The following is a 23,162-nucleotide window of genomic DNA, read 5'->3' as shown; positions in this document are numbered from 1 at the left end:
AATTGGCATTGAGGGCGGGTTTCACGGGGACGATTCCCTGCCTATCCTGGAAGGGTCGCATACCGGTCGCCCCCGCGACCGACGATGAGGAGGACTCCGTGCCGCTCTCGGAGCACGAGCAGCGAATGCTCGAGCAGATGGAGCGAGCGCTGTACGCCGAAGATCCCAAGTTCGCGACAGCGCTCGAGGGAAGCGGGCTGCGTACGTACACCCGACGACGGGTCTACCAGGCGGTCGCAGGATTCCTGGTGGGTATCGCGCTCCTCATGGCCGGAATGGTCGCCCAGCAGATCTGGATCAGCGTGGTGGGGTTCCTCGTCATGCTCGGCTGCGCGGTCCTGGCGGTCACTGGTTGGCGCAAGGCACCCAAGCCGGGTGAGCAGCCCACCGCCGGAGCCGCGGTCCACGGCCGCGGGAACCGGCAGCGCCGCTCGATGATGGACCGGATCGAGCAGCGCTGGCAGCAACGGCGCGACGAACAGGGACACTGACGGGCGCACAGCAGCACACGACCTGACCGAGGGGTGACCGCGACGCGGTCACCCCTCGTCGTGCACTCCGGCTCCGCGACGGCGGGCCCCGTCCGGTCCCACGGCCGGACGAGGCGCGCCACCACGGCGCCACGGTGCCCGTTCCGGGCCGGCGGAGGGTGTGAAGGCCGTCCGACCCCTGCCCGCCGGGCCGCGACCACCCGCGTTCGGTCCTGGTACGTCCGGGTACGGGGCATGCCGCCCCTACCGGCCCCGCCCGGCCGGCCACCCGAGCCCTTGCCCCGGCTCCCGTCAGCTCCGCCGCCCGGCGGGACACGCGGCCCGCGCCCCTCGGGTCCGGCAGGTCGCGGCACCCGCTCCAACGCCCGGGCCGGCACCCGGGCCCGGCAGCCGGCGTCACCGAGCCACCCGGTCGCCGCGCACCGACCCCCGGCCCGCCAGGCCACGCCGTCCGGCCGCCACCCGGCCCCGCACCGCCGCGCCAAGCCAAGCCCCGGGGCGTGCCCTCTGGACCCGGCGGCGCGGGCCCTCCGGCCCGGTGGCACGCCCGCCGCACCCGGCGCGCCGGGCCCCAGCTCGGGTGTCGCTCTTCCTGCATCCGGCGGCACGCCTGTGAGCCGGCGGCGCGTCTCCAAGCCCTCGCCCCCGCGCCCTCCGGCTCGCTCCAGCGGCGGGAGCCCGGCGCCGCGCCCCCAGCCCCGGGGTCCCCGCTTCCCGGGGTCGACGGCGCGTCTCCAAGCCCGGCCGCGCCTCAAAGCCCGGCGTCGCACATCTCCGAGGCCGGCGGCAAGTCCTTCGGCCCCAGCGGCGCGCCCTCCGGCCCGGGGCCGTGCCCTCGGCCGGGCTCGTGCTTCCCGAGGCCCGGCGCAGGTGCTACGAGCCCGCCGCCGAGTCTCTCCGGCCCGGCGGCGCCCCAGCGGCACGCCGCCGGCCCGGCTAGCCGCGCTGGCGGGACGGGCGGCGGAGCGAGGCGGCCACGCGGGTCGCGAGCCGTTCGCGGTGGGTCGAGCAGCGCCGGGCGATCGCCGTGCGGCGCGCCGACAGCGCCCAGGCCACCCGGGCCGCCGACCGCGGCGCGAGCGTCGCCCGCAGCCGGCCGCCGCGCGTACCGGCCGCCTGCAGGCCCGCGTGGATCCGCCCGGCGTCCTCCACCAGGCCGTCCGCGGCGCGCGGCGCCGGGGCGTACAGCACCTGCTCGACCGCGCCCGCGATCCGGTGGACCGCCTGGGCCGCCTCGCCCTCCAGCCCGCCCTCGCGCACCAGCCGCGCGGCCGTACCGCGCGCGGTGAGCGAGTCGTCCGGAGGGACGCCGTGGTCCCAGGCGGTGTCCACGACCTCCTGCCACACGGCGAGCGTCCGGACCGCCGGGTCGGCGCCCGCCCGGCCGCCGAGGCCGAGCCGCCGGGCCCGCACCCGCCGCCGCCACAGCAGCGGCGTCAGCGGCAGCAGGACGACCGCCGCGGCCGCCCCCACCGCCAGCAGCACCGGCCCCAGCGGGAAACCCGAGCCGGACGAGGGCTGCGCGCCCTGCGGCACCGGCCCGGGGCACCCCTCGGCGCCCGTCACGCCCGGCGCGCAGCTGTCCAGCGGCGACGGCACCGCCGACGGGGCCGCCGACGGGCGCTGTGCCGTCTCCTGCGGGCCCGGCCGGTCGCCCACGGGGTCCTCCGACATCGCGTACTCCGGGACGGAGCCGCGCGACGGCGTGGGCTCGAACCGGGTCCAGCCCACCCCCTCGAAGTACAGCTCCGGCCAGGCGTGCGCGTCCCTGATGCCCACCGACACCGTGCCGTCGGCGGACGGTGTCCCCGGCATGAAGCCGACCGCCACCCGCGCGGGCACGTTCAGCGTGCGGGCCATCGCCGCCATCGTGAACGAGTAGTGGACGCAGAAGCCCTTCCTGTCCTTCAGGAACCGGGATATCGCGCCGACGCCCGTGCCCGACGTGACCGTCGTGTCGTACTGGAAGCCGCCCTCGGTCGCGAACCAGTCCTGGAGCCGCACGGCACGCTCGTAGTCGGTCCGCGCACCCGCGGTGACCTCCAGGGCCGTGGCCTTGACGTCCCGCGGCAGTGAGTCCGGGACCTGCGTGTACTCGCGCAGCAGCGTGCCCGGCGCGGGCGGAGCCGCCGCCAGCTGCGCGGCGGTCGGCCGCAGGACGAGGCTGCTCACCGAGTACCGCACGCCGCTCGTCGTCTGCCCGTCGTCGCCGACGAGCATCCGGCCGACCGGCTCGTACCGCCAGCGTCCCTCGACGTCCACGGTGGTCGCGGGGTACGGCATCGGGAGCCACTTCTGCTCGTAGCCGCCCGCCGCCGAGATGTTCGTGCGGATCTCCGTCGTGCCCGTCCGGTCGCTCAGACCGGTCGGCTGCGGCAGTCGCGGCGGCACGTCCTCCACGGCGCGCACGGACGTCTTCCACGACGTGCCGTCGAACCGGTCGAGCGAGACCAGCCGCAGGTACAGCCCCGAGCCGTCCGGGGCGTTGGTGCGGTACCGCAGGACCTCGCGGTCCTTCGGTTGGTTCAGGTCGTTCTGCAGCGACACCAGGGGATTGACCGCGGAGATCGTCCCGCCGTCCGCCCCCTCGCCGGCGCCGTCCGGGTGGAGCAGCCCGCCGCCCAGCGAGGGCAGCACCGCCGGGACGGCCAGCGCGATGCCGAGGGTCAGCACGCCGATGCGCCGCCCCGTGCGCAGCGGGGCCGGCGCGGAACCGTCCGCCGTCCCGAAAGCCGCCGGGCCGCCCGGCCGGGCCTTGGGACCGCCGAACACCCGGCCCCACTGGGCGAGCCGGTCCCGGCCCTCGGCGAGCAGCAGCACCAGGTACCCGGAGGCCGCCAGCAGGAACCACAGCCAGCTCGCCCCGCCGCCGCCCGACAGGCCGGCCGCGACCGAGTACAGCGCGAGGAGGGGCAGCCCCGCCGGGGCCGCGCTGCGGAAGGTCACCGCCAACGCGTCCACCGCCAGGCCGATCACCAGGACACCGCCGACCAGCATCAGCCGGATGCCGTCCGTCGCCGGGGCCGGGGTCGCGTACTGGCCGACGTCCTGGACGCCCGCCTCCAGCAGCGCATGGAAACGCTGGAACACGGCCGGCGACGGCAGCACCCCCGCCAGCGCCTGCTCCCGGGCGAACACCACCGTCAGCAGCACCAGGCCCGCCGCGAACTGCGCGGCCACCGTCAGCGGACGCGCCACCGGCACCCGCCGGGCCACCGCGCCCACACCGCCGACCACCGCCAGCATCAGCGCCGCCTGGACGAACCAGCCGACCTCGCCCACCAGCGGCAGCAGCGCGCACGCCGCCGTCACCGTCGCGATCAGGGCACACACGGTGAGACGCACGCCACCGCTCATGACCAACCCCCCGAGAAGCCCGTCGTCCCACCGCCGGCGGCCGCCGCGGCGCCCCGCCCGGCCTGCCGCCACAGCGCGGCGAGCGAGTCGCCCGGCCGTACGGCCGACGCCGACCAGCCGGCCTCCCGCAGCAGCCGTACCGCGTCCCGCGACCCCGCGCCGTCGTCCCGGACGAAGGCGACGGCCGCCCGGCTGCGCCGTCTCATCCGGCCGACCAGCTCGGCCTGCGCCTCGTCCAGCTCCCCGAGGAACGCGATCAGCAGCCCCTCGCCGCCGGCCCGCAGCACGTCGTGGGCGCCGTCCAGGCCCGTCCCGGCCGAGTGGTCGACGACGGCCAGGGCGTCCATCATCAGACCCGCCGAATCCGCCGCGTCGTGCCCCGGAGCGGCGTACCCGTCGGAGCCGTCGCCCGGCAGCGCTTCACCGGAGTCCGTCAGCAGCCGCACCGCGTAGCCGCGCTCCAGCAGGTGCGTGACGGCCGACGCCGCGCCCGACACCGCCCACTCGAACGCCGAGTCCGGCCCGGCGCTGTCGTACGCCCCGGCCCGCGTGTCCAGCAGCACCGTGCAGCGGGCCTGCTGCGGCTGCTCCTCGCGCCGCACCATCAGCTCGCCGTAGCGGGCCGTGGAGCGCCAGTGCACCCGGCGCAGGTCGTCGCCGTAGCGGTACTCGCGCGGCAGCACGTCGTCCTCGCCGACCTGCGCCAGCGAGCTGTGCCGTCCGTCGCCGTACCCCGGCGCCTCGCCGGCCAGGCGCACGGGCGGCAGCGGCTCCGAGCGCGGCACGACCGTCAGCAGGTCGTACGAGCTGAACGACCGCGTCAGCTCGCACATCCCGAACGGGTCGCTCAGCCGCAGCTGGAGCGGGCCCAGGGGGTAGCGGCCGCGCAGGTCGGAGCGGACCCGGTAGGAGACCTCGCGCTTGCCGCCCGGCTCCACCCGGTCCAGGACGAACCGCGGCCGCGGACCCAGCACGTACGGCACCTGGTCCTGGAGCATGAGCAGCCCGGTCGGCAGCCGCGAGACGTTGTCCATCCGCAGCCGCACCCGCGCCTCGGCGCCCGCGGGCACCCGCTGCGGGCTGAGCCGCCGGCTGCCCGTCACCCGGTACCGCGTGCGGTACAGCACGGTCACGCACACCAGCGGCAGCGCCGCCAGCAGCAGCCCCACCCGCAGCAGGTCCGGCTGGCCCAGCACGTACGCGCAGGCCGCCGCCGCCAGCCCGGCCGCCAGGAACGACCGGCCGCGCGTGGTCAGCCCACCGAGGGCGCCCCGCAGACCGCCCCCGACCGCGCCGTCCGGTGCGGCGGGCCCCCCGGCCGCCATCACAGCCGCCGCAGGCCGGGCTGGCGCTGACCGCCGAAGAAGGCGTCGCCGACGGGCTGCTGCGCGACCGCCGGCACCGGCGTGCGCTGGAGTATGTCGAGGACGACCTGCTCGGCCGTCCGCCGGTTGAGCTGGGCCTGCGCCGTCGGCAGCAGCCGGTGCGCGAGCACGGGCACGGCCAGCGCCTGCAGGTCGTCCGGCAGCGCGTACTCGCGGCCGTCCAGCGCGGCGGTCGCCTTCGCGGCGCGCAGCAGGTGCAGCGTCGCGCGCGGGGAGGCGCCCAGCCGCAGGTCCGGGTGGACGCGTGTGGCGCCGACCAGGTCCACCGCGTACCGCCGGACCGCGTCCGACACGTGCACGCCGCGGACCGTGTCGATCAGCTGCAGGACGTCGTGCGCGTGCGCGACCGGCCGGAGGTCGTCGAGCGGCGACACGGCGCCGTGCGTGTCGAGCATCCGCAGCTCCGCCTCGGCGCTCGGGTAGCCGATGGAGACGCGCGCCATGAAGCGGTCCCGCTGCGCCTCCGGCAGCGGATACGTTCCTTCCATCTCCACGGGGTTCTGCGTGGCCACCACCATGAACGGGCTCGGCAGCTCGTACGAGTGCCCGTCGACGGTGACCTGGCGCTCCTCCAGCGACTCCAGCAGCGCGGACTGCGTCTTCGGCGAGGCGCGGTTGATCTCGTCGCCGATCACGATCTGCGCGAAGATCGCGCCCGGCTTGAACTCGAACTCGCGCCGCTGCTGGTCGTAGACGGACACGCCCGTGATGTCCGACGGCAGCAGGTCGGGCGTGAACTGTACGCGCCGCACCGAGCAGTCGATGGACCGCGCCAGCGCCTTCGCGAGCATCGTCTTCCCGACGCCCGGCACATCCTCGATCAGGAGGTGCCCCTCGGCCAGCAGTACGGTCAGCGAGAGCCGTACGACCTCCGGCTTGCCCTCGATCACACCCTCCACCGACCGGCGGACACGCTCCGCTGTGGTGGTCAGATCCGCGAGGCTCGCTCGATCGTCATAGGTCGTCACCCGGCCCTCCTCGGCCCTTCGTTCATGGGCCGGTGCATGACGGAACGGCACGGCCCACCCAGAGACACGGACACCGCCCACGGAGCCTTTCCGGCGGTCCGGAGCAGGTGGTCACCCCCGCATTCTTGTTGGCGTACAGCGCGGTGTCACTCGGCTGTGGACAACGGCAGGTGATATGTCCGGTGTTCCGCCTCTTGGTCCGCTGCTCGCGGCCCGGTCAGGCCGGGTCGATCTCCCGCAGCAGGCCGGTCGTCACGTCGAAGACGAAACCCCGCACGTCGCCGGTGTGCTGGAGGAACGGCGAGGTGCGCACCCGCTGCATCGACTGCCGCACGTCCTGGTCGACGTCGCGGAAGGCCTCCACCGCCCAGGTCGGACGCTGCCCGACCTCCTGCTCCAGCTCGTCGCGGAAGCCCTCGGTGATCTTCTCCAGGCCGCACCCGGTGTGGTGCACGAGCACGACGCTCCTGGTGCCCAGTGCCCGCTGGCTGATCGTGAGCGAGCGGATGACGTCGTCGGTGACGACACCGCCCGCGTTGCGGATGGTGTGGCAGTCGCCCAGGTGGAGGCCGAGCGCGGCGTGCAGGTCGAGGCGGGCGTCCATGCAGGCCACCACGGCCACCTTCAGCACGGGGCGCGCGTCCATGCCCGGGTCGGTGAACTGCTCGGCGTACCGCCGGTTCGATTCGACGAGGCGGTCCGTGACTCCTTCACCCGCGGGGACGGAGCCGGAGTCGGTCGAGAGGTGCGCGGAAGTCGACATGGCTACGACGTTAATGGTCACCGCCCTGGGGGGCGCGCGGTGAGAGCGGACAAAGGTCGTCAATGAGGCGTGCTGTGAGCTACTCCACAGGTGCCCGGCCCCGGACGGCCGTACGAGTGATTCGTCCCGGTTGCTCCACCCGCGCACACCCCCCGGGCGACGCGCAGGCCGGTTGATTGACCGCGCGGGGGAGTGGACTAGAGTGGCGCGGAGTTCACGGAGACATTGAGCGATTTCCGAGCGATATCCGCAGATTCTCCTCCGCGTGTGCGGTGGCATGTACGGCTCGGCCTCCTCCGCCCGCCGGTCGGCCGAGGCCCTCTCCGGCGCCGGTGGCCCGGCGGTACGTACGCCGCGCCGGACCTGAGAGGGCAGATGACAGGGCGCGATGGGGGTACCGCCGGTACCGATCCGGTGGAGCTCCCCGACAAGGACGGCGGCGAAGGGCCGGACGGCAACACCCGGCACGTCCCCGTGATGCTCCGGCAGTGCCTCGACCTGCTCGCCCCCGCGCTGGAGCGGCCCGGCGCGGTCGTCGTCGACTGCACCCTCGGCCTCGGCGGCCACAGCGAGGCCCTGCTGACCCGGTTCCCCGGGGCGCGGCTCGTCGCCCTCGACCGGGACACCGAGGCCCTGCGCCTCTCCGGCGAGCGCCTCGCCCGCTTCGGTGACCGCGCCACCCTCGTCCACGCCGTCTACGACGAGCTGCCGGACGTGCTCGACGAGCTCGGCCTGCCGCGCGTCCAGGGCGTCCTGTTCGACCTGGGCGTGTCCTCCATGCAGCTCGACGAGGCGGACCGCGGCTTCGCCTACGCGCAGGACGCCCCCCTCGACATGCGCATGGACCAGACGACCGGCGTCAGCGCCGCCGAGGTCCTCAACACCTACCCGCCCGGCGAGCTGGTGCGGATCCTGCGCGCGTACGGCGAGGAGAAGCAGGCCAAACGCATCGTCGCCGCCGTCGTGCGCGAGCGCGAGAAGGAGCCGTTCACCCGCAGCGCCCGTCTGGTCGAACTCATCCGCGACGCGCTGCCCCAGGCCGCCAAGCGGACCGGCGGCAACCCGGCCAAGCGGACCTTCCAGGCCCTGCGTATCGAGGTCAACGGTGAGCTGGCGGTGCTGGAGCGGGCGGTCCCCGCCGCGGTGGGGGCCCTCGCGGTGGGCGGCCGCGTCGCCGTCCTGTCGTACCACTCGCTGGAGGACCGGCTGGTGAAGCAGGTCTTCGCCGCGGGCGCCGCCAACACGGCCCCGCCCGGCCTGCCGGTCGTCCCCGAGCGGTACCAGCCGCGGCTCAAGCTCCTGACCCGGGGCGCCGAACTTCCCAGCGAGGAGGAGGTGGCCCGCAACCGCAGGGCCGCGCCGGCCCGGCTGCGCGGCGCGGAACGGATCAGGGAGGACGTGTGACGAAGGCAGGACCCCTGAAGGGGCGCGCGGCCCGGCTCGCCCGGTTCATGCCGTCCGGGCCGAACACCGCCGCCCGCACCCCCTTCGTCCTGCTCGTCGTCGTGCTCCTCGGCGGTGGGCTGATCGGGCTCCTGCTCCTCAACACCTCCCTCAGCCAGGGCTCCTTCCGCCTCTCCGAGCTGCGGCGTCAGACCACCGAACTCACCGACGAGGAGCAGGCGCTCCAGCGGGACGTCGACGAGCGCTCCGCGCCCGACGCGCTGGAGCGCCGGGCCCGCGAGCTCGGCATGGTGCCCGGCGGCGGTCCCGTCTTCCTGGAGCCGGACGGCACGGTGCGCGGCGTGCCGAGCCCGGCCCCCACCCCCGGGCCGGACACGGGCCCGTCCCCGGCGGGCGCCGCCGCCCCGGTCCCCGTGCTCGCGCCCCCCGACGCCGCCGCACCCGATGCCGCCCCGGACGCCGGCGCCCCGGCCCCGACGGCGGAGCCGGCCCCCGACACGGCGACGTCCGCGCCCCCCGCGCCGACAGACCCCGCGACGGCCACCCCGGCGCCGACGCCGACCCCCGCGACGACCACCCCGCCGCCCCCCGCGGCCCCGGCCCCGACGCCCCCCGGCAGGTGAGCAGTGCCCTCCCAGGAACCTCCGCGCCGCCGCGTCCCCCGCCCCTCGGGCGCCCGGCGCCCCACCGGGCGCGGCGACGGCCGCCCCCAGCGCTCCGGCGCCCGCCCCGCCGCGCGCCGGCCCGGCCCGGCGGCCCCCCGGCCCGGCGGACCGGCGCGACCGCTCCGGCTCGGCAACCCGCGCCCCCGTCTGCGCCTGGTCAGCCTCGGCCTCACCCTCGTCATGCTGGCCTTCGTCGTACGGCTCCTCCAGGTCCAGGCCGTCGACGCCTCCGCCTACGCCGCCAAGGCCGAGAAGAACCGCTACCTCAGCCACAAGCTGGCCGCCGAGCGCGGCGAGATCACCGACCGCTCCGGCGTGCCCCTCGCCACCAGCGTCGACGCGTACGACATCACCGCCGACCCCAAGATGTTCACCCCGCAGGAGAGCAAGGTCCCCGACGCGCCCGAACAGGCCGCCGCCCTCCTCGCGCCCATCCTTGGCAAGGACCCCGCCGAGCTCGTCCGCACCCTGAAGTCCCCGCCCTCGCCCCGCTACGCCGTCCTGGCCCGCAAGCAGACGCCGCAGGTGTGGAACCAGATCAAGGACCTGCGGACCCTCTTCGCCAAGAAGGCCCGCGAGGACAAGGCGCGCGGCGGCCCGGGCGTCAGCGTCCTGGCCGGGGTCCTCAGCGAGCGCAGCAGCAAGCGGGTCTACCCCAACGGCACGCTCGGCGCGGGGATACTGGGCTACGTCAACGCCGACGGCCGCGGCGCGGGCGGCCTGGAGTCCATGCTCGACGAGGAACTCGCCGGCCGGGACGGCAAGATCACCTACGCCCACTCCGGCGGCCGCCGCGTCCCCACCGCCGGCGCCCGCGAGACGCCCGCCGTGCCCGGCTCGGACATCGAACTGACCATCGACCGCGACATCCAGTGGGCCGCCCAGAAGGCCATCTCCGAACAGGTCGCCGCCTCCCGCGCCGACCGCGGCTACGTCGTCGTCCAGAACACCAGGACGGGCGAGGTCCTCGCGATGGCCAACGCCCCCGGCTTCGACCCCAACGACCTGTCCCAGGCCGACTCCACCGCCATGGGCAACGCCGCCCTCCAGGACGCCTACGAGCCCGGCTCCACCGCCAAGGTGATGTCGATGGCCGCCGTCCTGGAGGAGGGCGTCGCCACGCCCGGCACCCACGTCGTCGTGCCCAACCGGCTCCACCGCGGCGACCGGCTGTTCAAGGACGACATCGACCACCCCACCTGGTACCTGACGCTGAACGGCGTCCTCGCCAAGTCGTCCAACATCGGCACCATCCTCGCCACCGGACAGCTCGGCCCCGACCAGGCGGCGGCCAACCGCGTCCTCCACTCGTACCTGCGCAAGTTCGGCATGGGCAGCCCCACCGGCCTCGGTTACCCCGGTGAGACCTCCGGGATCCTCGCCGCGCCGAAGGACTGGAACACCTCGCAGCAGTACACGATCCCCTTCGGCCAGGGCCTCTCCCTGAACGCGATGCAGGCCGCGTCCGTGTACTCCACCATCGCCAACGGCGGCGTACGCGTCGCTCCGACCCTCGTCCGCGGCACCAGGGGCCCCGACGGCCGCTTCACCCCCGCCCCGGCGCCCGGCACCACGCGTGTCGTCAGCGAGAAGACGGCCAAGACCCTCGCCGCCATGCTGGAATCGGTCGTCGACGACCAGGAAGGCACCGGAACCAAGGCCGCCATCCCCGGCTACCGCGTCGCCGGCAAGACCGGCACCGCCAACCGCGTCGACCCGCAACTGGGCCGGTACAAGGGCTACACGGCCTCCTTCGCGGGCTTCGCCCCGGCCGACGCCCCGCAGCTCACCGTCTACTGCGCCATCCAGAACCCCACCCAGGGCAGCTACTTCGGAGGCCAGATCTGCGGCCCCGTCCACAAGAAGGTCATGGAGTTCGCCCTGAAGACCCTGCACGTCGCACCGACCGGGAAGCAGCCCCCGCGCATGCCGGTCACCTTCACACCCGGCGCCTGAGCCGAGGGAGCCACCAGTGACAACGATCACGCCCGACCCCGGGAACCGGCCCGGCGACGGCCGCGACCCGGCGGCCTCATTTAGCCCGATCCCGGGTGCGCCCGGTACGCTCACCGCCGTGCCACACCCTGATCAGTCCCCCAGCACCGGCAAGGACGCCCCCGCGAAACAGCCGGGAGCGCCGCGTCCGGCCCAGGTCCGCCCCACCCCCCTCGGCGAACTCGCCGCCCGGGTGGGAGCCTCCGCTCCGCACGAGCCGCACCGGCCGTACGAGGGGCAGGTCACCGGCATCACCCACGACTCACGGGCCGTGCGCCCCGGAGACGTGTACGCCGCGCTGCCGGGTGCCCGCGCCCACGGAGCCGACTTCGCGGACCAGGCCGCCGGCCTCGGAGCCGTCGCCGTCCTCACCGACCCGGCGGGCGCCGACCGCGCCGCCGCGACGGGCCTGCCGGTCCTCGTCGTCGACGACCCGCGCGGCCGGATGGGCGAACTCGCCGCCGACATCTACGGCCGCCCGGGCGCCGACCTGCTCCAGATCGGCATCACCGGCACGTCCGGCAAGACGACCACCGCCTACCTCGTCGAGGGCGGGCTCAAGGCCGCCGGCCACAGCCCCGGCCTGATCGGCACCGTCGAGACGCGCATCGGCGACGAACGCGTCAAGTCCGAGCGGACCACGCCCGAGGCGACCGACCTCCAGGCGCTCTTCGCCGTCATGCGCGAACGCGGCGTCGAGGCCGTCGCCATGGAGGTGTCGAGCCACGCCCTGGTGCTCGGCCGCGTCGACGGCTGCGTCTTCGACGTCGCCGTCTTCAACAACCTCAGCCCGGAGCACATGGAGTTCCACTCCGGCATGGAGGACTACTTCCAGGCCAAGGCGCAGCTGTTCACCCCGCGCCGCTCCCGCCAGGGAGTCGTCAACTTCGACGACGAGTACGGCAGGAGGCTGGTGACCGAGGCGACCGTCCCCGTCGTCACCTTCTCCGCCGAGGGCCACCCGGACGCCGACTGGCGCGCCCGGGACGTCCGTTCCGGCCCCCTCGGCAGCACCTTCACCATCGTCGGCCCGAAGGACGAGCACATCAGCGCCACCGCGCCGCTGCCCGGCCCGTTCAACGTCGCCAACACCCTCGCCGCCGTCGTCACCCTCGCCGTCGCCGGCGTCGACCCGCAGCGGGCCGCCGACGGCGTCGCCGCCGTGCCGGGCGTCCCCGGGCGGCTGGAGCGGGTCGACGCCGGCCAGCCGTACCTCGCGGTCGTCGACTACGCCCACAAGACCGACGCCGTCGAGTCGGTCCTGCGCTCCCTGCGCAAGGTCACCGAGGGCCGGCTGCACATCGTGCTCGGCTGCGGCGGCGACCGCGACGTCACCAAGCGGGGCCCCATGGGCGCCGCCGCGGCGCGCCTCGCCGACACCGCCGTCCTCACCTCCGACAACCCGCGCTCCGAGGATCCCCTCGCGATCCTCTCCGCGATGCTCGCCGGAGCCGCCCAGGTCCCCGCGCACGAGCGGGGCACCGTCGTGGTCGACGCCGACCGGGCCTCCGCCATCGCCGCAGCCGTGGCCCGCGCCCGCCCGGGCGACACCGTGCTCGTCGCGGGCAAGGGCCACGAGCAGGGCCAGGACATCGCAGGCGTCGTACGGCCCTTCGACGACCGACAGGTCCTGCGGGAAGCCATCCAGAACAGTCAGGGATGAAGAAGTGATCGCCCTCTCCCTCACCGAGATCGCCGCAATCGTCGGCGGGCAGACGCACGACATACCGGATCCGGCGGCACAGGTCACCGGCTCCGTCGTCTACGACTCCCGCCAGGTCGAGCCCGGCAGTCTCTTCGCCGCGTTCAGCGGTGAGAACGTCGACGGGCACGACTACGCCCGGGGTGCCGTCGAGGCCGGAGCGGTGGCCGTGCTGGCCACCCGCCCGGTCGGCGTCCCGGCCATCGTCGTGCCCGACGTGACCGCCGCGCTCGGCGCGCTCGCCCGCACCGTGGTCGAGCGGCTCGGCACGTCCGTCGTCGCCCTGACGGGCTCGGCGGGCAAGACCAGCACCAAGGACCTCATCGCGCAGCTCCTGCGACGCCAGGGCCCCACCGTCTGGCCGGCAGGCAACCTCAACAACGAGATCGGCCTCCCGGTGACCGCCCTGCGGGCCACCGAGGAGACCCGGCACCTCGTGCTGGAGATGGGCGCCCGCGGCGTCGGTCACATCCGCTACCTCACGGAACTCACCCCGCCCCGCATCGGCCTCGTCCTCAACGTCGGCAGCGCCCACATCGGCGAGTTCGGCGGACGCGAGCGGATCGCCGAGGCGAAGGGCGAACTCGTCGAGGCTCTCCCGCCGGCGGAGGAGGGCGGCATCGCCGTCCTCAACGCCGACGACCCGCTCGTGAAGGCCATGGCGTCGCGCACCAAGGCGCGCGTCGTGTACTTCGGGGAGTCGGCGGAAGCGGCCGTACGTGCCGAAAACGTCCGTCTCACCGCGACCGGACAGCCCGCTTTCCGCCTTCACACACCCACCGGGTGCAGCGACGTGACCATGCGCCTGTACGGTGAGCACCACGTGTCGAACGCGCTCGCCGCGGCCGCCGTCGCCCATGAGTCGGGCATGCCCGTGCACGAGATCGCCGCCGCGCTCTCCGAGGCGGGCTCCCTCTCCCGCTGGCGCATGGAGGTCACCGAGCGTCCGGACGGTGTGACGATCGTCAACGACGCCTACAACGCGAACCCCGAGTCCATGCGGGCCGCCCTGCGCGCGCTGGCAGCCATGGGCGAGGCCGCACGGGCCAGGGGTGGACGTACGTGGGCGGTGCTCGGCCTGATGGCCGAGCTCGGCGACGAGGCGCTCGCCGAGCACGACGCGGTCGGACGGCTCGCCGTCCGGCTCAATGTCGGCAAGCTCGTCGCGGTCGGGGGCAGGGAAGCGTCCTGGCTGCAACTGGGCGCATATAACGAGGGTTCGTGGGGTGAGGAGTCGGTGCACGTGTCCGACGCGCAGGCGGCGATCGACCTGTTGCGCAGTGAACTGCGCCCGGGTGACGTCGTGCTGGTGAAGGCTTCCAGGTCGGTCGGGCTCGAGAGGGTCGCCCAGGCACTGCTCGGGAACAGCACCGAGGGCGAGGTCACCGGCCGATGAGGCAGATCCTCTTCGCGGGAGCCATCGGGCTCTTCCTGACCCTGATCGGCACGCCGCTGCTGATCAAGCTCCTGGCCCGCAAGGGATACGGGCAGTTCATCCGGGACGACGGCCCGCGCACGCACGGCAGCAAGAAGGGCACGCCCACCATGGGCGGCATCTCCTTCATCCTGGCCACGCTCATCGCCTACGCCCTGGCGAAGGTCATCACCGGCGAGGACCCGACGTACTCGGGCCTCCTGGTGCTCTTCCTCATGGCGGGCATGGGCCTCGTCGGCTTCCTCGACGACTACATCAAGATCGTCAAGCAGCGGTCCCTGGGTCTGCGCGCGAAGGCCAAGATGGCCGGCCAGCTGATCGTCGGCATCGCCTTCGCCGTCCTCGCCCTGCAGTTCTCCGACAAGCGCGGACTGACCCCGGCCTCCACGAAGCTGTCGTTCATCACGGACTTCGGTTGGACCATCGGCCCGGTGCTGTTCGTGGTCTGGGCGCTGTTCATGATCCTGGCGATGTCCAACGGCGTGAACCTCACCGACGGCCTCGACGGCCTCGCGACCGGTGCCTCCGTGATGGTCTTCGGCGCGTACACCTTCATCGGCCTCTGGCAGTTCCAGGAGTCCTGCGCCAACGCCAAGACGCTCACCAACCCGAACGCCTGCTTCGAGGTGCGCGACCCGCTCGACCTCGCCGTCGTCGCCTCGGCACTGATGGGCGCCTGCTTCGGCTTCCTGTGGTGGAACACCTCGCCCGCCAAGATCTTCATGGGCGACACCGGTTCGCTCGCGCTCGGCGGCGCCCTCGCGGGCCTGGCGATCTGCTCCCGCACGGAGCTGCTGCTCGCCCTCCTGGGCGGACTGTTCGTCCTCATCACCATGTCCGTCGTCATCCAGGTCGGCTCGTTCAAGATGACCGGCAAGCGGGTCTTCCGAATGGCCCCGCTCCAGCACCACTTCGAACTCAAGGGGTGGTCCGAGGTCCTCGTCGTCGTCCGGTTCTGGATCATCCAGGGCATGTGCGTCATCGTGGGTCTGGGCCTCTTCTACGCGGGATGGGCAGCCGACAAGTGAGTACCTCCTGGCAGGGCAAGCACGTCACCGTCGCCGGCCTGGGCGTGAGCGGCATCCCCGCCGCCCGCGTCCTCGCCGGCCTCGGCGCGCGCGTCACGGTCGTCAGCGACGGCGACGACGAGCGCTCCCGCACGCAGGCGGCGCAGCTGGAGGCGGAGGGCGTCACCGTCCGCCTCGGCGACGGGGCGACCCTGCCGGAGGGCACCGAACTGGTCGTCACCACGCCCGGCTGGAAGCCCGACAAGCCGCTGTTCGCGGCGGCCGCCGAGGCGGGCGTGGAGGTGTGGGGCGACGTCGAGCTGGCGTGGCGCCTGCGCGGCCCCGACGCCGCCCCCTGGCTCGCCGTCACCGGCACCAACGGCAAGACCACCACGGTCCGGATGCTCGCCTCCATCCTGGAGGCGGCCGGGCTGCGGACCGCGGCCGTCGGCAACATCGGCGTCTCGCTCCTCGACGCCGTCCTCGGCGAGGAGGAGTACGACGTCCTCGCCGTCGAGCTGTCCAGCTACCAGCTGCACTGGGCGCCGAGCGTGCGCGCCCACTCCGCGGCCGTGCTGAACCTCGCGCCCGACCACCTCGACTGGCACGGCTCGATGAAGGCGTACGCCGCCGACAAGGGCCGTATCTACGAGGGCAACCAGGTCGCCTGCGTCTACAACGCCGCCGACGGCGCCACCGAGGACCTGGTGCGGGAGGCCGATGTCGAGGAGGGCTGCCGCGCGATCGGCTTCACCCTCGGCACGCCCGGCCCGTCCCAGCTGGGCGTCGTCGACGGCATCCTGGTGGACCGCGCGTTCGTGGCGAACCGTCAGAAGCAGGCGCAGGAGCTGGCGCAGGTCTCCGACGTGAACCCGCCGGCCCCGCACAACATCGCCAACGCCCTCGCCGCCGCCGCCCTCGCCCGCGCCTTCGGCGTGGAGCCGGCGGCCGTCCGCGAGGGCCTGCGGGCCTTCCACCCGGACGCGCACCGCATCGAGTTCGTCGAGGAGGTCGCCGGCGTCGCGTACGTCGACGACTCCAAGGCCACCAACACGCACGCCGCGGAGGCGTCGCTCGCCGCGTACGACCCCATCGTCTGGATCGCCGGTGGCCTCGCCAAGGGCGCCACCTTCGACGAGCTCGTCGTCAGGTCGGCCGCGCGGCTGCGCGGGGTCGTCCTCATCGGCGCGGACCGCGCCCTCGTGGCGGAAGCCCTCGCGCGACACGCCCCGCAGGTGCCGGTGGTCGACCTCGACCGGACCGACACTGGGGCGATGGCGGCGGCGGTCCGGGAGGCGGCGCGGCTCGCCCGGCCGGGCGACACGGTGCTCCTCGCCCCGGCCTGCGCCTCGATGGACATGTTCGTCAACTACGACAAGCGGGGTGAGGCGTTCGCGGACGCCGTCCGCGCACTCGCCGCCGAAGACGCCTGACCAGCCACCAGGTCCGGCGGCGCCGGACACGACTGGAGGGGACAGCGACCATGCGCGCCGAGCACACCGCCGACGTACGCCCGACACCGGGCCCGCCGGGCAGCCCGCGCGCGCTGCTCGCCGCGGTGGTGCGCCGGATCGTTCCGCCTCCGCCGCTCGCGCCCGCCGGCGCCGCCCTCCCGGACGCCGCTCCGGCCGCCGCGCCCGCGGGGGCGCGTGGCGTGTCCGGGCTGGCCCTGCGCACCCGCACGGCGCGCCCGCGCGGTGCCGCCGTCCCGCGCGGCCGCGCGCGTACGCCGGGCGCGGGGCGGCCGCCCCGCGGCAACCGCCTGCGCCGGTCGTACGAGCGCGCACGCCGGGCGTGGGACCGGCCCCTCACGGCGTACTACGTGATCCTCGGCGCCAGCATGCTCATCACGGTGCTCGGCCTCGTCATGGTGTACTCGGCGTCGATCATCAAGGCGCTGGAGCTGTCCCTGCCGGCCTCGTACTTCTTCCGCAAGCAGTTCGTCGCGGCCGTCATCGGCACCGCCCTGCTGCTGCTTGCCTCGCGCATGCCGGTCAAGCTCCACCGCGCCCTGGCCTACCCGCTGCTCGTGGGCACCGTCTTCCTGATGGTCCTGGTGCAGATCCCGGGCATAGGGCACGCGGTCAACGGCAACCAGAACTGGATCTACCTGGGCGGGCCGTTCCAGCTGCAGCCGAGCGAGTTCGGCAAGCTCGCGCTGATCCTCTGGGGTGCCGACCTCCTCGCCAGGAAACAGGACAAGCGGCTCCTCACGCAGTGGAAGCACCTGCTCGTGCCGCTCGTGCCGGTGGCCTTCCTGCTGCTCGGGCTGATCATGCTCGGGGGCGACATGGGCACGGCGATCATCCTGACGGCGATCCTCTTCGGCCTGCTCTGGCTCGCCGGCGCCCCCACGCGGCTCTTCGTCAGCGTCCTGGCCGTCGCGGGCGTCATCGGCGTCGCCCTGATCCGGGGCAGCTCCAACCGCATGTCGCGCATCGCCTGCATCGGCGCCACCGAACCGGGCCCCGGGGACGCCTGCTGGCAGGCGGTGCACGGCATCTACGCCCTGGCGTCCGGTGGATGGTTCGGATCCGGACTGGGTGCGAGTGTGGAAAAATGGGGTCAACTCCCCGAACCACACACCGACTTCATCTTCGCCATCACCGGGGAGGAACTGGGTCTGGCGGGGACGCTGTCGGTGCTCGCCCTCTTCGCGGCTCTAGGCTATGCGGGTATTCGCGTGGCCGGACGCACGGAGGACCCCTTCGTGAGGTACGCCGCGGGAGGCGTGACCACCTGGATCACGGCCCAGGCCGTGGTCAACATCGGTGCGGTGCTCGGTCTGCTGCCGATCGCAGGTGTCCCCCTCCCGCTGTTCTCCTACGGGGGCTCCGCCCTGCTGCCGACCATGTTCGCCGTCGGGCTGCTGATCGCCTTCGCGCGTGACGAGCCCGCCGCGAAAGCGGCCCTGGCCGGCCGAGAGCCCCGGTTCGGCGGGTGGGCCGGGGTGAGATGGAAGTCGATGCGACGGCGCGTCAAGAAGCGCCCGTCCGGAGAGCGGTGAATTTCGGTGCATGTCGTACTCGCCGGCGGGGGGACCGCCGGCCACATCGAGCCCGCGCTCGCCCTCGCGGATGCCCTGCGCAGGCAGGACCCGACCGTGGGGATCACGGCCCTCGGCACGGAGCGGGGTCTGGAGACCCGGCTCGTGCCCGAGCGGGGCTACGAGCTGGCGCTCATCCCCGCCGTGCCGCTGCCGCGCAAGCCCACCCCCGAGCTCATCACCGTGCCCGGGCGGCTGCGGGGCACGATCAAGGCCGCCGAGCAGATCCTGGAGCGCACCAAGGCGGACTGCGTGGTCGGCTTCGGCGGCTACGTGGCCCTGCCCGGCTACCTGGCCGCCAAACGGCTCGGCGTGCCGATCGTGGTCCACGAGGCCAACGCGCGGCCCGGCCTGGCCAACAAGATCGGTTCGCGGTACGCGGCCGGGGTCGCCGTCGCCACGCCCGACAGCAAGCTCCGCAACGCCCGCTACATCGGCATCCCGTTGCGGCACACCATCGCCACGCTCGACCGCGCCCGGGTCCGCCCGGAGGCGCGCGCCGCGTTCGGCCTGGACCCCAACCTGCCGACGCTGCTGGTCTCCGGCGGCTCGCAGGGCGCCCGGCGGCTGAACGAGGTGATCCAGCAGGTCGCCCCGGTCCTCCAGCGCTCCGGCATCCAGATCCTGCACGCGGTCGGCCCGAAGAACGAGGTGCCACGCGTCGACAACATGCCCGGGATGCCCCCCTATGTCCCGGTACCGTATGTGGACCGGATGGACCTCGCGTACGCCGCGGCCGACATGATGCTCTGCCGCGCGGGCGCGATGACCGTCGCCGAACTCTCCGCCGTCGGGCTCCCCGCCGCCTACGTCCCGCTGCCCATCGGCAACGGCGAGCAGCGGCTGAACGCCCAGCCGGTGGTCAAGGCCGGCGGTGGCCTGCTGGTCGACGACGCCGAACTGACCCCCGAGTGGGTCCAGGGCAACGTCCTGCCCGTCCTCGCCGACCCGCACCGGCTGTACGAGATGTCCCGCGCCGCCGCCGAGTTCGGCCGCCGGGACGCCGACCAGCTGCTGGTCGGGATGGTTTACGAGGCGATCGCGGCACGCCGCTAGGGGCGCGCCCGGCGGCAGCGAGCGAAGGGCAGGGAGCATGGCCGGACCGACGACCGCCGAGCGCGGCGCCAGGAGGCCCGCGGGCGCGTCGCCGGGCCGGCCCTCCGCGCGCCCGGAGCGCGGCGGGGGCGCCCGGGGTGGCCCGGCGCGCCCCCGGGTCCTGCTCCTGGCCCTCGCTGCCGTCCTCCTCGCCGCCGGCGTGCTCTGGGTGCTGTACGGCTCCTCCTGGCTGCGCGTCGAGCGCGTGTCCGTCTCGGGCACGCGCGTGCTGACGCCGGGCCAGGTCACCGCGGCGGCGGCCGTCCCGGTCGGCGCGCCGATGGCCTCCGTCGACACGGACGCCATCGAGGAACGGCTGCGCCGCGCGCTGCCCCGGATCGACTCGGTCGACGTCGTACGCTCGTGGCCGCACGGAATCGGCCTGGAAGTGACCGAACGCGTACCGGTCCTGGTGGCCCGACAGGGCGGGGCGTACATGGAAATCGACGCGAAGGGTACCCGGTACGCCATGGTCTCGACCGCGCCCGCCGGAGTGCCCAGGCTGCACCTCGCCGCGGGCCGGTCGCCGAGCCTGCGCCGCTTCGACGCCGACCGGCTGACGCGCGAGGCGGTGGGTGTGGTGGGCGGGCTCCCCGGAAAGCTCGGCCGGGACCTGCTGTCCGTCCGCGTCCGCTCGTACGACTCCCTCACTCTGGAGCTGTCGGGCGACCGGACGGTCTTCTGGGGGAGTGGCGAGGACCGCGGGGCGAAGACCCGTTCGCTGCTCGCACTGATGAAGGCGGCGCCCGGAGCGGCGCACTTCGACGTGAGTGCCCCGGGCGCCCCTGCGGCGTCAGGGAGTTGACGCACATACGCGCTGGCCAGCACCCTGGTTGGTCAGGGCTCTGGGTGATCACATAGGGTGAAAAGAAAAACGGGAGGTTCGGCGTGTTCGTTGAACGCGCCCCACTTGTCGACTTAGTGTCCTGTTCGGAAGAGTCCAGGGAGCAGGCACACTGGTAACCCTAAACTTCAACGTTAGGGTTTGGGTCGGCGATTCGGACCGTCCCTTCGGCATCCGCCGTCGCGGCGCGCCACGCAGCGCGAAGCGGCGGCACGTAACTCGAGGCGAGAGGCCTTCGACGTGGCAGCACCGCAGAACTACCTCGCAGTCATCAAGGTCATCGGTGTCGGCGGCGGTGGTGTCAATGCCATCAACCGAATGATCGAGGTCGGTCTCAAGGGCGTCGAGTTCATCGCCATCAACACGGACGCACAAGCCCTGTTGATGAGCGACGCCGACGTCAAGCTGGACGTCGGCCGCGAACTCACCCGCGGCCTCGGCGCCGGGGCCAACCCCGCAGTCGGCCGCAAGGCGGCAGAGGACCACCGTGAGGAGATCGAGGAGGTCCTCAAGGGGGCCGACATGGTCTTCGTCACCGCCGGCGAGGGCGGCGGCACCGGCACAGGCGGCGCCCCCGTCGTCGCCAACATCGCCCGCTCGCTCGGCGCCCTGACCATCGGCGTGGTCACCCGGCCCTTCACCTTCGAGGGCCGCCGCCGCGCCAACCAGGCGGAGGACGGCATCGCCGAACTCCGCGAAGAGGTCGACACCCTCATCGTCATCCCCAACGACCGGCTGCTGTCCATCTCTGACCGCCAGGTCAGCGTCCTGGACGCGTTCAAGTCCGCCGACCAGGTGCTGCTCTCCGGTGTCCAGGGCATCACGGACCTCATCACCACGCCGGGCCTGATCAACCTCGACTTCGCCGACGTCAAGTCGGTCATGTCGGAGGCCGGGTCGGCGCTCATGGGCATCGGCTCCGCCCGCGGGGACGACCGGGCCGTGGCCGCTGCCGAGATGGCGATCTCCTCGCCGCTGCTGGAGGCGTCCATCGACGGCGCCCGCGGCGTGCTGCTCTCCATCTCCGGCGGCTCCGACCTCGGCCTGTTCGAGATCAACGAGGCGGCCCAGCTGGTCAGCGAGGCGGCCCACCCCGAGGCGAACATCATCTTCGGCGCCGTCATCGACGACGCCCTCGGCGACGAGGTGCGCGTCACGGTCATCGCGGCCGGCTTCGACGGCGGGCAGCCGCCCGCCCGGCGGGACACCGTCCTCGGCGCGTCGGCGGCCAAGCGGGAGGAGTCCGCCTCCCCCGCGCCGCGTGCCGCGGAGCCCTCGCGCCCGGTGAGCAGCGGCCTCGGCACGGTCCCCGTCCGCGAGGAGCCCGCGCCCGCCCCGGTCGAGCCCGCCCCGACGGCCGGCGAGACCACGCTCGCGCCGGTCACCCCGCCGTCCATCCCGACGACGCGCCCCTACCCGGACACCCAGGCCGAAGAGCTGGACGTCCCGGACTTCCTGAAGTGATAGAGCGGTACGACACGACGGACGGCGCGCACTTCGCCTTCACCGACCGGTGGGGCGGGGTGAGCGCCGTTCCGTACGAGGAGCTCAACCTCGGCGGCGCCGTCGGCGACGACCCCGCCGCGGTCCGCACGAACCGGAAGATCGCGGCCGGGAACCTCGGCGTCGACCCGGACCGGGTCGTCTGGATGCACCAGGTCCACGGCCGGGCCGTCCACGTGGTCGACGGTCCGTGGCCTGCGGGCGCCGAGGTCCCGGCGGGGGACGCCGTCGTCACCTCACGGCGCGGCCTGCCGCTCGCCGTGCTCACCGCCGACTGCGTGCCCGTCCTGCTCGCCGACCCGGTGGCCGGTGTCGTCGCGGCGGCCCACGCGGGCCGCCCCGGCATGGTGGCCGGGGTCGTCCCCGCCGCGATCGAGACCATGATCACACTTGGTGCCGAGCCGTCCCGGATCGTCGCGCGGACCGGTCCCGCCGTCTGCGGGCGCTGCTACGAGGTGCCGCCGGCGATGCGGGACGAGGTCGCCGCCCTCGAACCGGCCGCCCGGGCCGAGACGAGCTGGGGCACCCCGGCCGTCGACGTCGTCGCCGGGGTCCACGCCCAGCTGGAGCGGCTGGGCGTACGCGACCGCCGCGCCTCCGGCACGTGCACCCGCGAGTCGGGCGACCACTTCTCCTACCGCCGCGACCGCACGACCGGGCGGCTCGCCGGGTACGTCTGGCTCGACGGTGCCGCCGCCGGGTCCGCCGGGCGCGTCGAGCCGGGGGAGGACGGGGCATGACGGACCGTAGGGCGGAACTCGCCGAGAACCTCGTCCGGGTGGAGGAGCGCATCGCCGCCGCCTGCGCCGCGGCGGGGCGCCCCCGCGAGGACGTGACCCTCATCGTGGTCACCAAGACCTACCCCGCCGAGGACGTCCGCATCCTCCACGAGCTCGGCGTCCGCCACGTCGCGGAGAACCGCGACCAGGACGCGGCCCCCAAGGCCGCCGCGTGCGCGGACCTCGATCTCACCTGGCACTTCGTCGGTCAGCTCCAGACGAACAAGGTCCGCTCGGTGGCCGGTTACGCCCAGGTCGTGCAGTCGATCGACCGGTTGCGGCTGGTTTCGGCGCTCTCGTCGGCCGCCGCGCGTGCCGGGCGGGAGCTCGACTGCCTGATCCAGGTCGCCCTCGACGCGGAGTCGGGCGAGCGGGGCGAGCGAGGGGGCGTGGGGCCCGAGGGGATCGAGGAGTTGGCGGCGGCGGTCGACGCGGCACCCGGGCTCCGGCTCGGCGGTCTGATGACCGTCGCGCCCCTGGCCGGTCCGTTCGCGGGGCGGCAACGGGCCGCGTTCGACCGGCTGGTGGAATTCTCGTCACACCTGCGCGCGACCCGTCCTGCTGCGAACATTGTGTCAGCAGGGATGAGTGCGGACCTGGAGGACGCGGTGGCGGCCGGGGCGACACATGTGCGCATCGGTACGGCGGTACTCGGAGTCCGACCTCGGCTCGGGTAACGTCGCGAAGCAAGTCGGACCACAGTAGAAAATATGGTCATTTCCG

The 23,162-nt window shown here is 74.0% G+C and carries 18 protein-coding genes; 14 read left to right on the top strand and 4 right to left on the bottom strand.

Annotated features, from left to right (window positions below; all coding sequences use genetic code 11):
* The first annotated feature begins 98 nt into the window (after window positions 1-98).
* Window positions 99-491 (top strand): DUF3040 domain-containing protein, encoded by a 393-nt coding sequence (locus tag NRO40_RS07110; protein ID WP_058941376.1) that lies wholly within the window; start codon window positions 99-101, stop codon window positions 489-491.
* A 936-nt stretch (window positions 492-1,427) separates the two neighbouring features.
* Here NRO40_RS07110 and NRO40_RS07100 read toward each other — a convergent pair.
* From NRO40_RS07100 to NRO40_RS07085, 4 genes are all read right to left on the bottom strand, one after another.
* Window positions 1,428-3,848 (bottom strand): transglutaminase TgpA family protein, encoded by a 2,421-nt coding sequence (locus tag NRO40_RS07100; protein WP_058941391.1) that lies wholly within the window; start codon window positions 3,846-3,848, stop codon window positions 1,428-1,430.
* On the bottom strand, window positions 3,845-5,173 hold the full coding sequence (locus NRO40_RS07095; RefSeq protein ID WP_058941377.1) for a DUF58 domain-containing protein: 1,329 nt from the start codon (window positions 5,171-5,173) through the stop codon (window positions 3,845-3,847). Before NRO40_RS07095 ends, NRO40_RS07100 begins: the two co-directional genes overlap by 4 nt.
* Window positions 5,173-6,201: an AAA family ATPase gene (locus NRO40_RS07090; protein ID WP_058941378.1), complete on the bottom strand. Its 1,029-nt coding sequence runs from the start codon at window positions 6,199-6,201 to the stop codon at window positions 5,173-5,175. Before NRO40_RS07090 ends, NRO40_RS07095 begins: the two co-directional genes overlap by 1 nt.
* Before the next feature lie 217 nt (window positions 6,202-6,418).
* Window positions 6,419-6,964 (bottom strand): beta-class carbonic anhydrase, encoded by a 546-nt coding sequence (locus tag NRO40_RS07085; protein ID WP_058941379.1) that lies wholly within the window; start codon window positions 6,962-6,964, stop codon window positions 6,419-6,421.
* A 477-nt stretch (window positions 6,965-7,441) separates the two neighbouring features.
* On the opposite strand from NRO40_RS07085, the gene rsmH reads away from it, so the two are divergent.
* From rsmH to NRO40_RS07020, 13 genes are all read left to right on the top strand, one after another.
* Entirely contained in the window at window positions 7,442-8,368 is a 927-nt protein-coding gene (rsmH, locus tag NRO40_RS07080; protein WP_408057076.1) for a 16S rRNA (cytosine(1402)-N(4))-methyltransferase RsmH, read from the top strand.
* A gap of 47 nt (window positions 8,369-8,415) precedes the next feature.
* Window positions 8,416-8,991, top strand: coding sequence for an FtsB family cell division protein (locus NRO40_RS07075; protein ID WP_408057075.1), 576 nt, complete (start codon window positions 8,416-8,418; stop codon window positions 8,989-8,991).
* Between the two features lie 3 nt (window positions 8,992-8,994).
* Entirely contained in the window at window positions 8,995-10,989 is a 1,995-nt protein-coding gene (locus NRO40_RS07070) for a peptidoglycan D,D-transpeptidase FtsI family protein (RefSeq protein ID WP_257375352.1), read from the top strand.
* 16 nt (window positions 10,990-11,005) lie between these two features.
* A complete protein-coding gene (locus NRO40_RS07065) occupies window positions 11,006-12,691 on the top strand; it encodes a UDP-N-acetylmuramoyl-L-alanyl-D-glutamate--2,6-diaminopimelate ligase (protein ID WP_058941813.1) in 1,686 nt (561 codons plus the stop codon).
* A 4-nt stretch (window positions 12,692-12,695) separates the two neighbouring features.
* Window positions 12,696-14,126, top strand: coding sequence for a UDP-N-acetylmuramoyl-tripeptide--D-alanyl-D-alanine ligase (locus tag NRO40_RS07060; RefSeq protein WP_058941814.1), 1,431 nt, complete (start codon window positions 12,696-12,698; stop codon window positions 14,124-14,126).
* Window positions 14,123-15,193 carry a phospho-N-acetylmuramoyl-pentapeptide-transferase gene (gene mraY, locus NRO40_RS07055; protein ID WP_058941815.1) on the top strand — a complete coding sequence of 357 codons (1,071 nt, stop codon included), beginning with the start codon at window positions 14,123-14,125 and terminating at the stop codon, window positions 15,191-15,193. Before NRO40_RS07060 ends, mraY begins: the two co-directional genes overlap by 4 nt.
* The gene (gene murD / locus NRO40_RS07050; protein WP_058941816.1) at window positions 15,175-16,605 is read left to right on the top strand and encodes a UDP-N-acetylmuramoyl-L-alanine--D-glutamate ligase; all 1,431 of its coding nucleotides are present in this window, start codon (window positions 15,175-15,177) and stop codon (window positions 16,603-16,605) included. The genes mraY and murD overlap by 19 nt, the downstream gene beginning before the upstream one ends.
* Before the next feature lie 50 nt (window positions 16,606-16,655).
* Window positions 16,656-18,179 (top strand): putative lipid II flippase FtsW, encoded by a 1,524-nt coding sequence (gene ftsW, locus NRO40_RS07045; RefSeq protein ID WP_232791044.1) that lies wholly within the window; start codon window positions 16,656-16,658, stop codon window positions 18,177-18,179.
* Window positions 18,180-18,185: 6 nt separating this feature from the next.
* Window positions 18,186-19,274, top strand: a complete 1,089-nt coding sequence (murG, locus tag NRO40_RS07040) for an undecaprenyldiphospho-muramoylpentapeptide beta-N-acetylglucosaminyltransferase (protein ID WP_058941817.1) — start codon at window positions 18,186-18,188, stop codon at window positions 19,272-19,274.
* 37 nt (window positions 19,275-19,311) lie between these two features.
* Window positions 19,312-20,118: a cell division protein FtsQ/DivIB gene (locus NRO40_RS07035; protein WP_058941818.1), complete on the top strand. Its 807-nt coding sequence runs from the start codon at window positions 19,312-19,314 to the stop codon at window positions 20,116-20,118.
* Window positions 20,119-20,397: 279 nt separating this feature from the next.
* Complete coding sequence (ftsZ, locus tag NRO40_RS07030) at window positions 20,398-21,621, top strand: cell division protein FtsZ (RefSeq protein WP_058941819.1); 1,224 nt, start codon at window positions 20,398-20,400, stop codon at window positions 21,619-21,621.
* Window positions 21,618-22,400, top strand: a complete 783-nt coding sequence (gene pgeF / locus NRO40_RS07025) for a peptidoglycan editing factor PgeF (RefSeq protein ID WP_058941820.1) — start codon at window positions 21,618-21,620, stop codon at window positions 22,398-22,400. The genes ftsZ and pgeF overlap by 4 nt, the downstream gene beginning before the upstream one ends.
* Complete coding sequence (locus NRO40_RS07020) at window positions 22,397-23,116, top strand: YggS family pyridoxal phosphate-dependent enzyme (RefSeq protein ID WP_058941821.1); 720 nt, start codon at window positions 22,397-22,399, stop codon at window positions 23,114-23,116. Before pgeF ends, NRO40_RS07020 begins: the two co-directional genes overlap by 4 nt.
* The last annotated feature ends 46 nt before the right edge of the window (window positions 23,117-23,162 follow it).

Origin of the sequence: Streptomyces changanensis (genome assembly GCF_024600715.1) — a bacterium.
GTDB classification, from domain to species: Bacteria; Actinomycetota; Actinomycetes; order Streptomycetales; family Streptomycetaceae; genus Streptomyces; species Streptomyces changanensis.
This window is presented reverse-complemented; position numbering and strand designations above follow the sequence as displayed.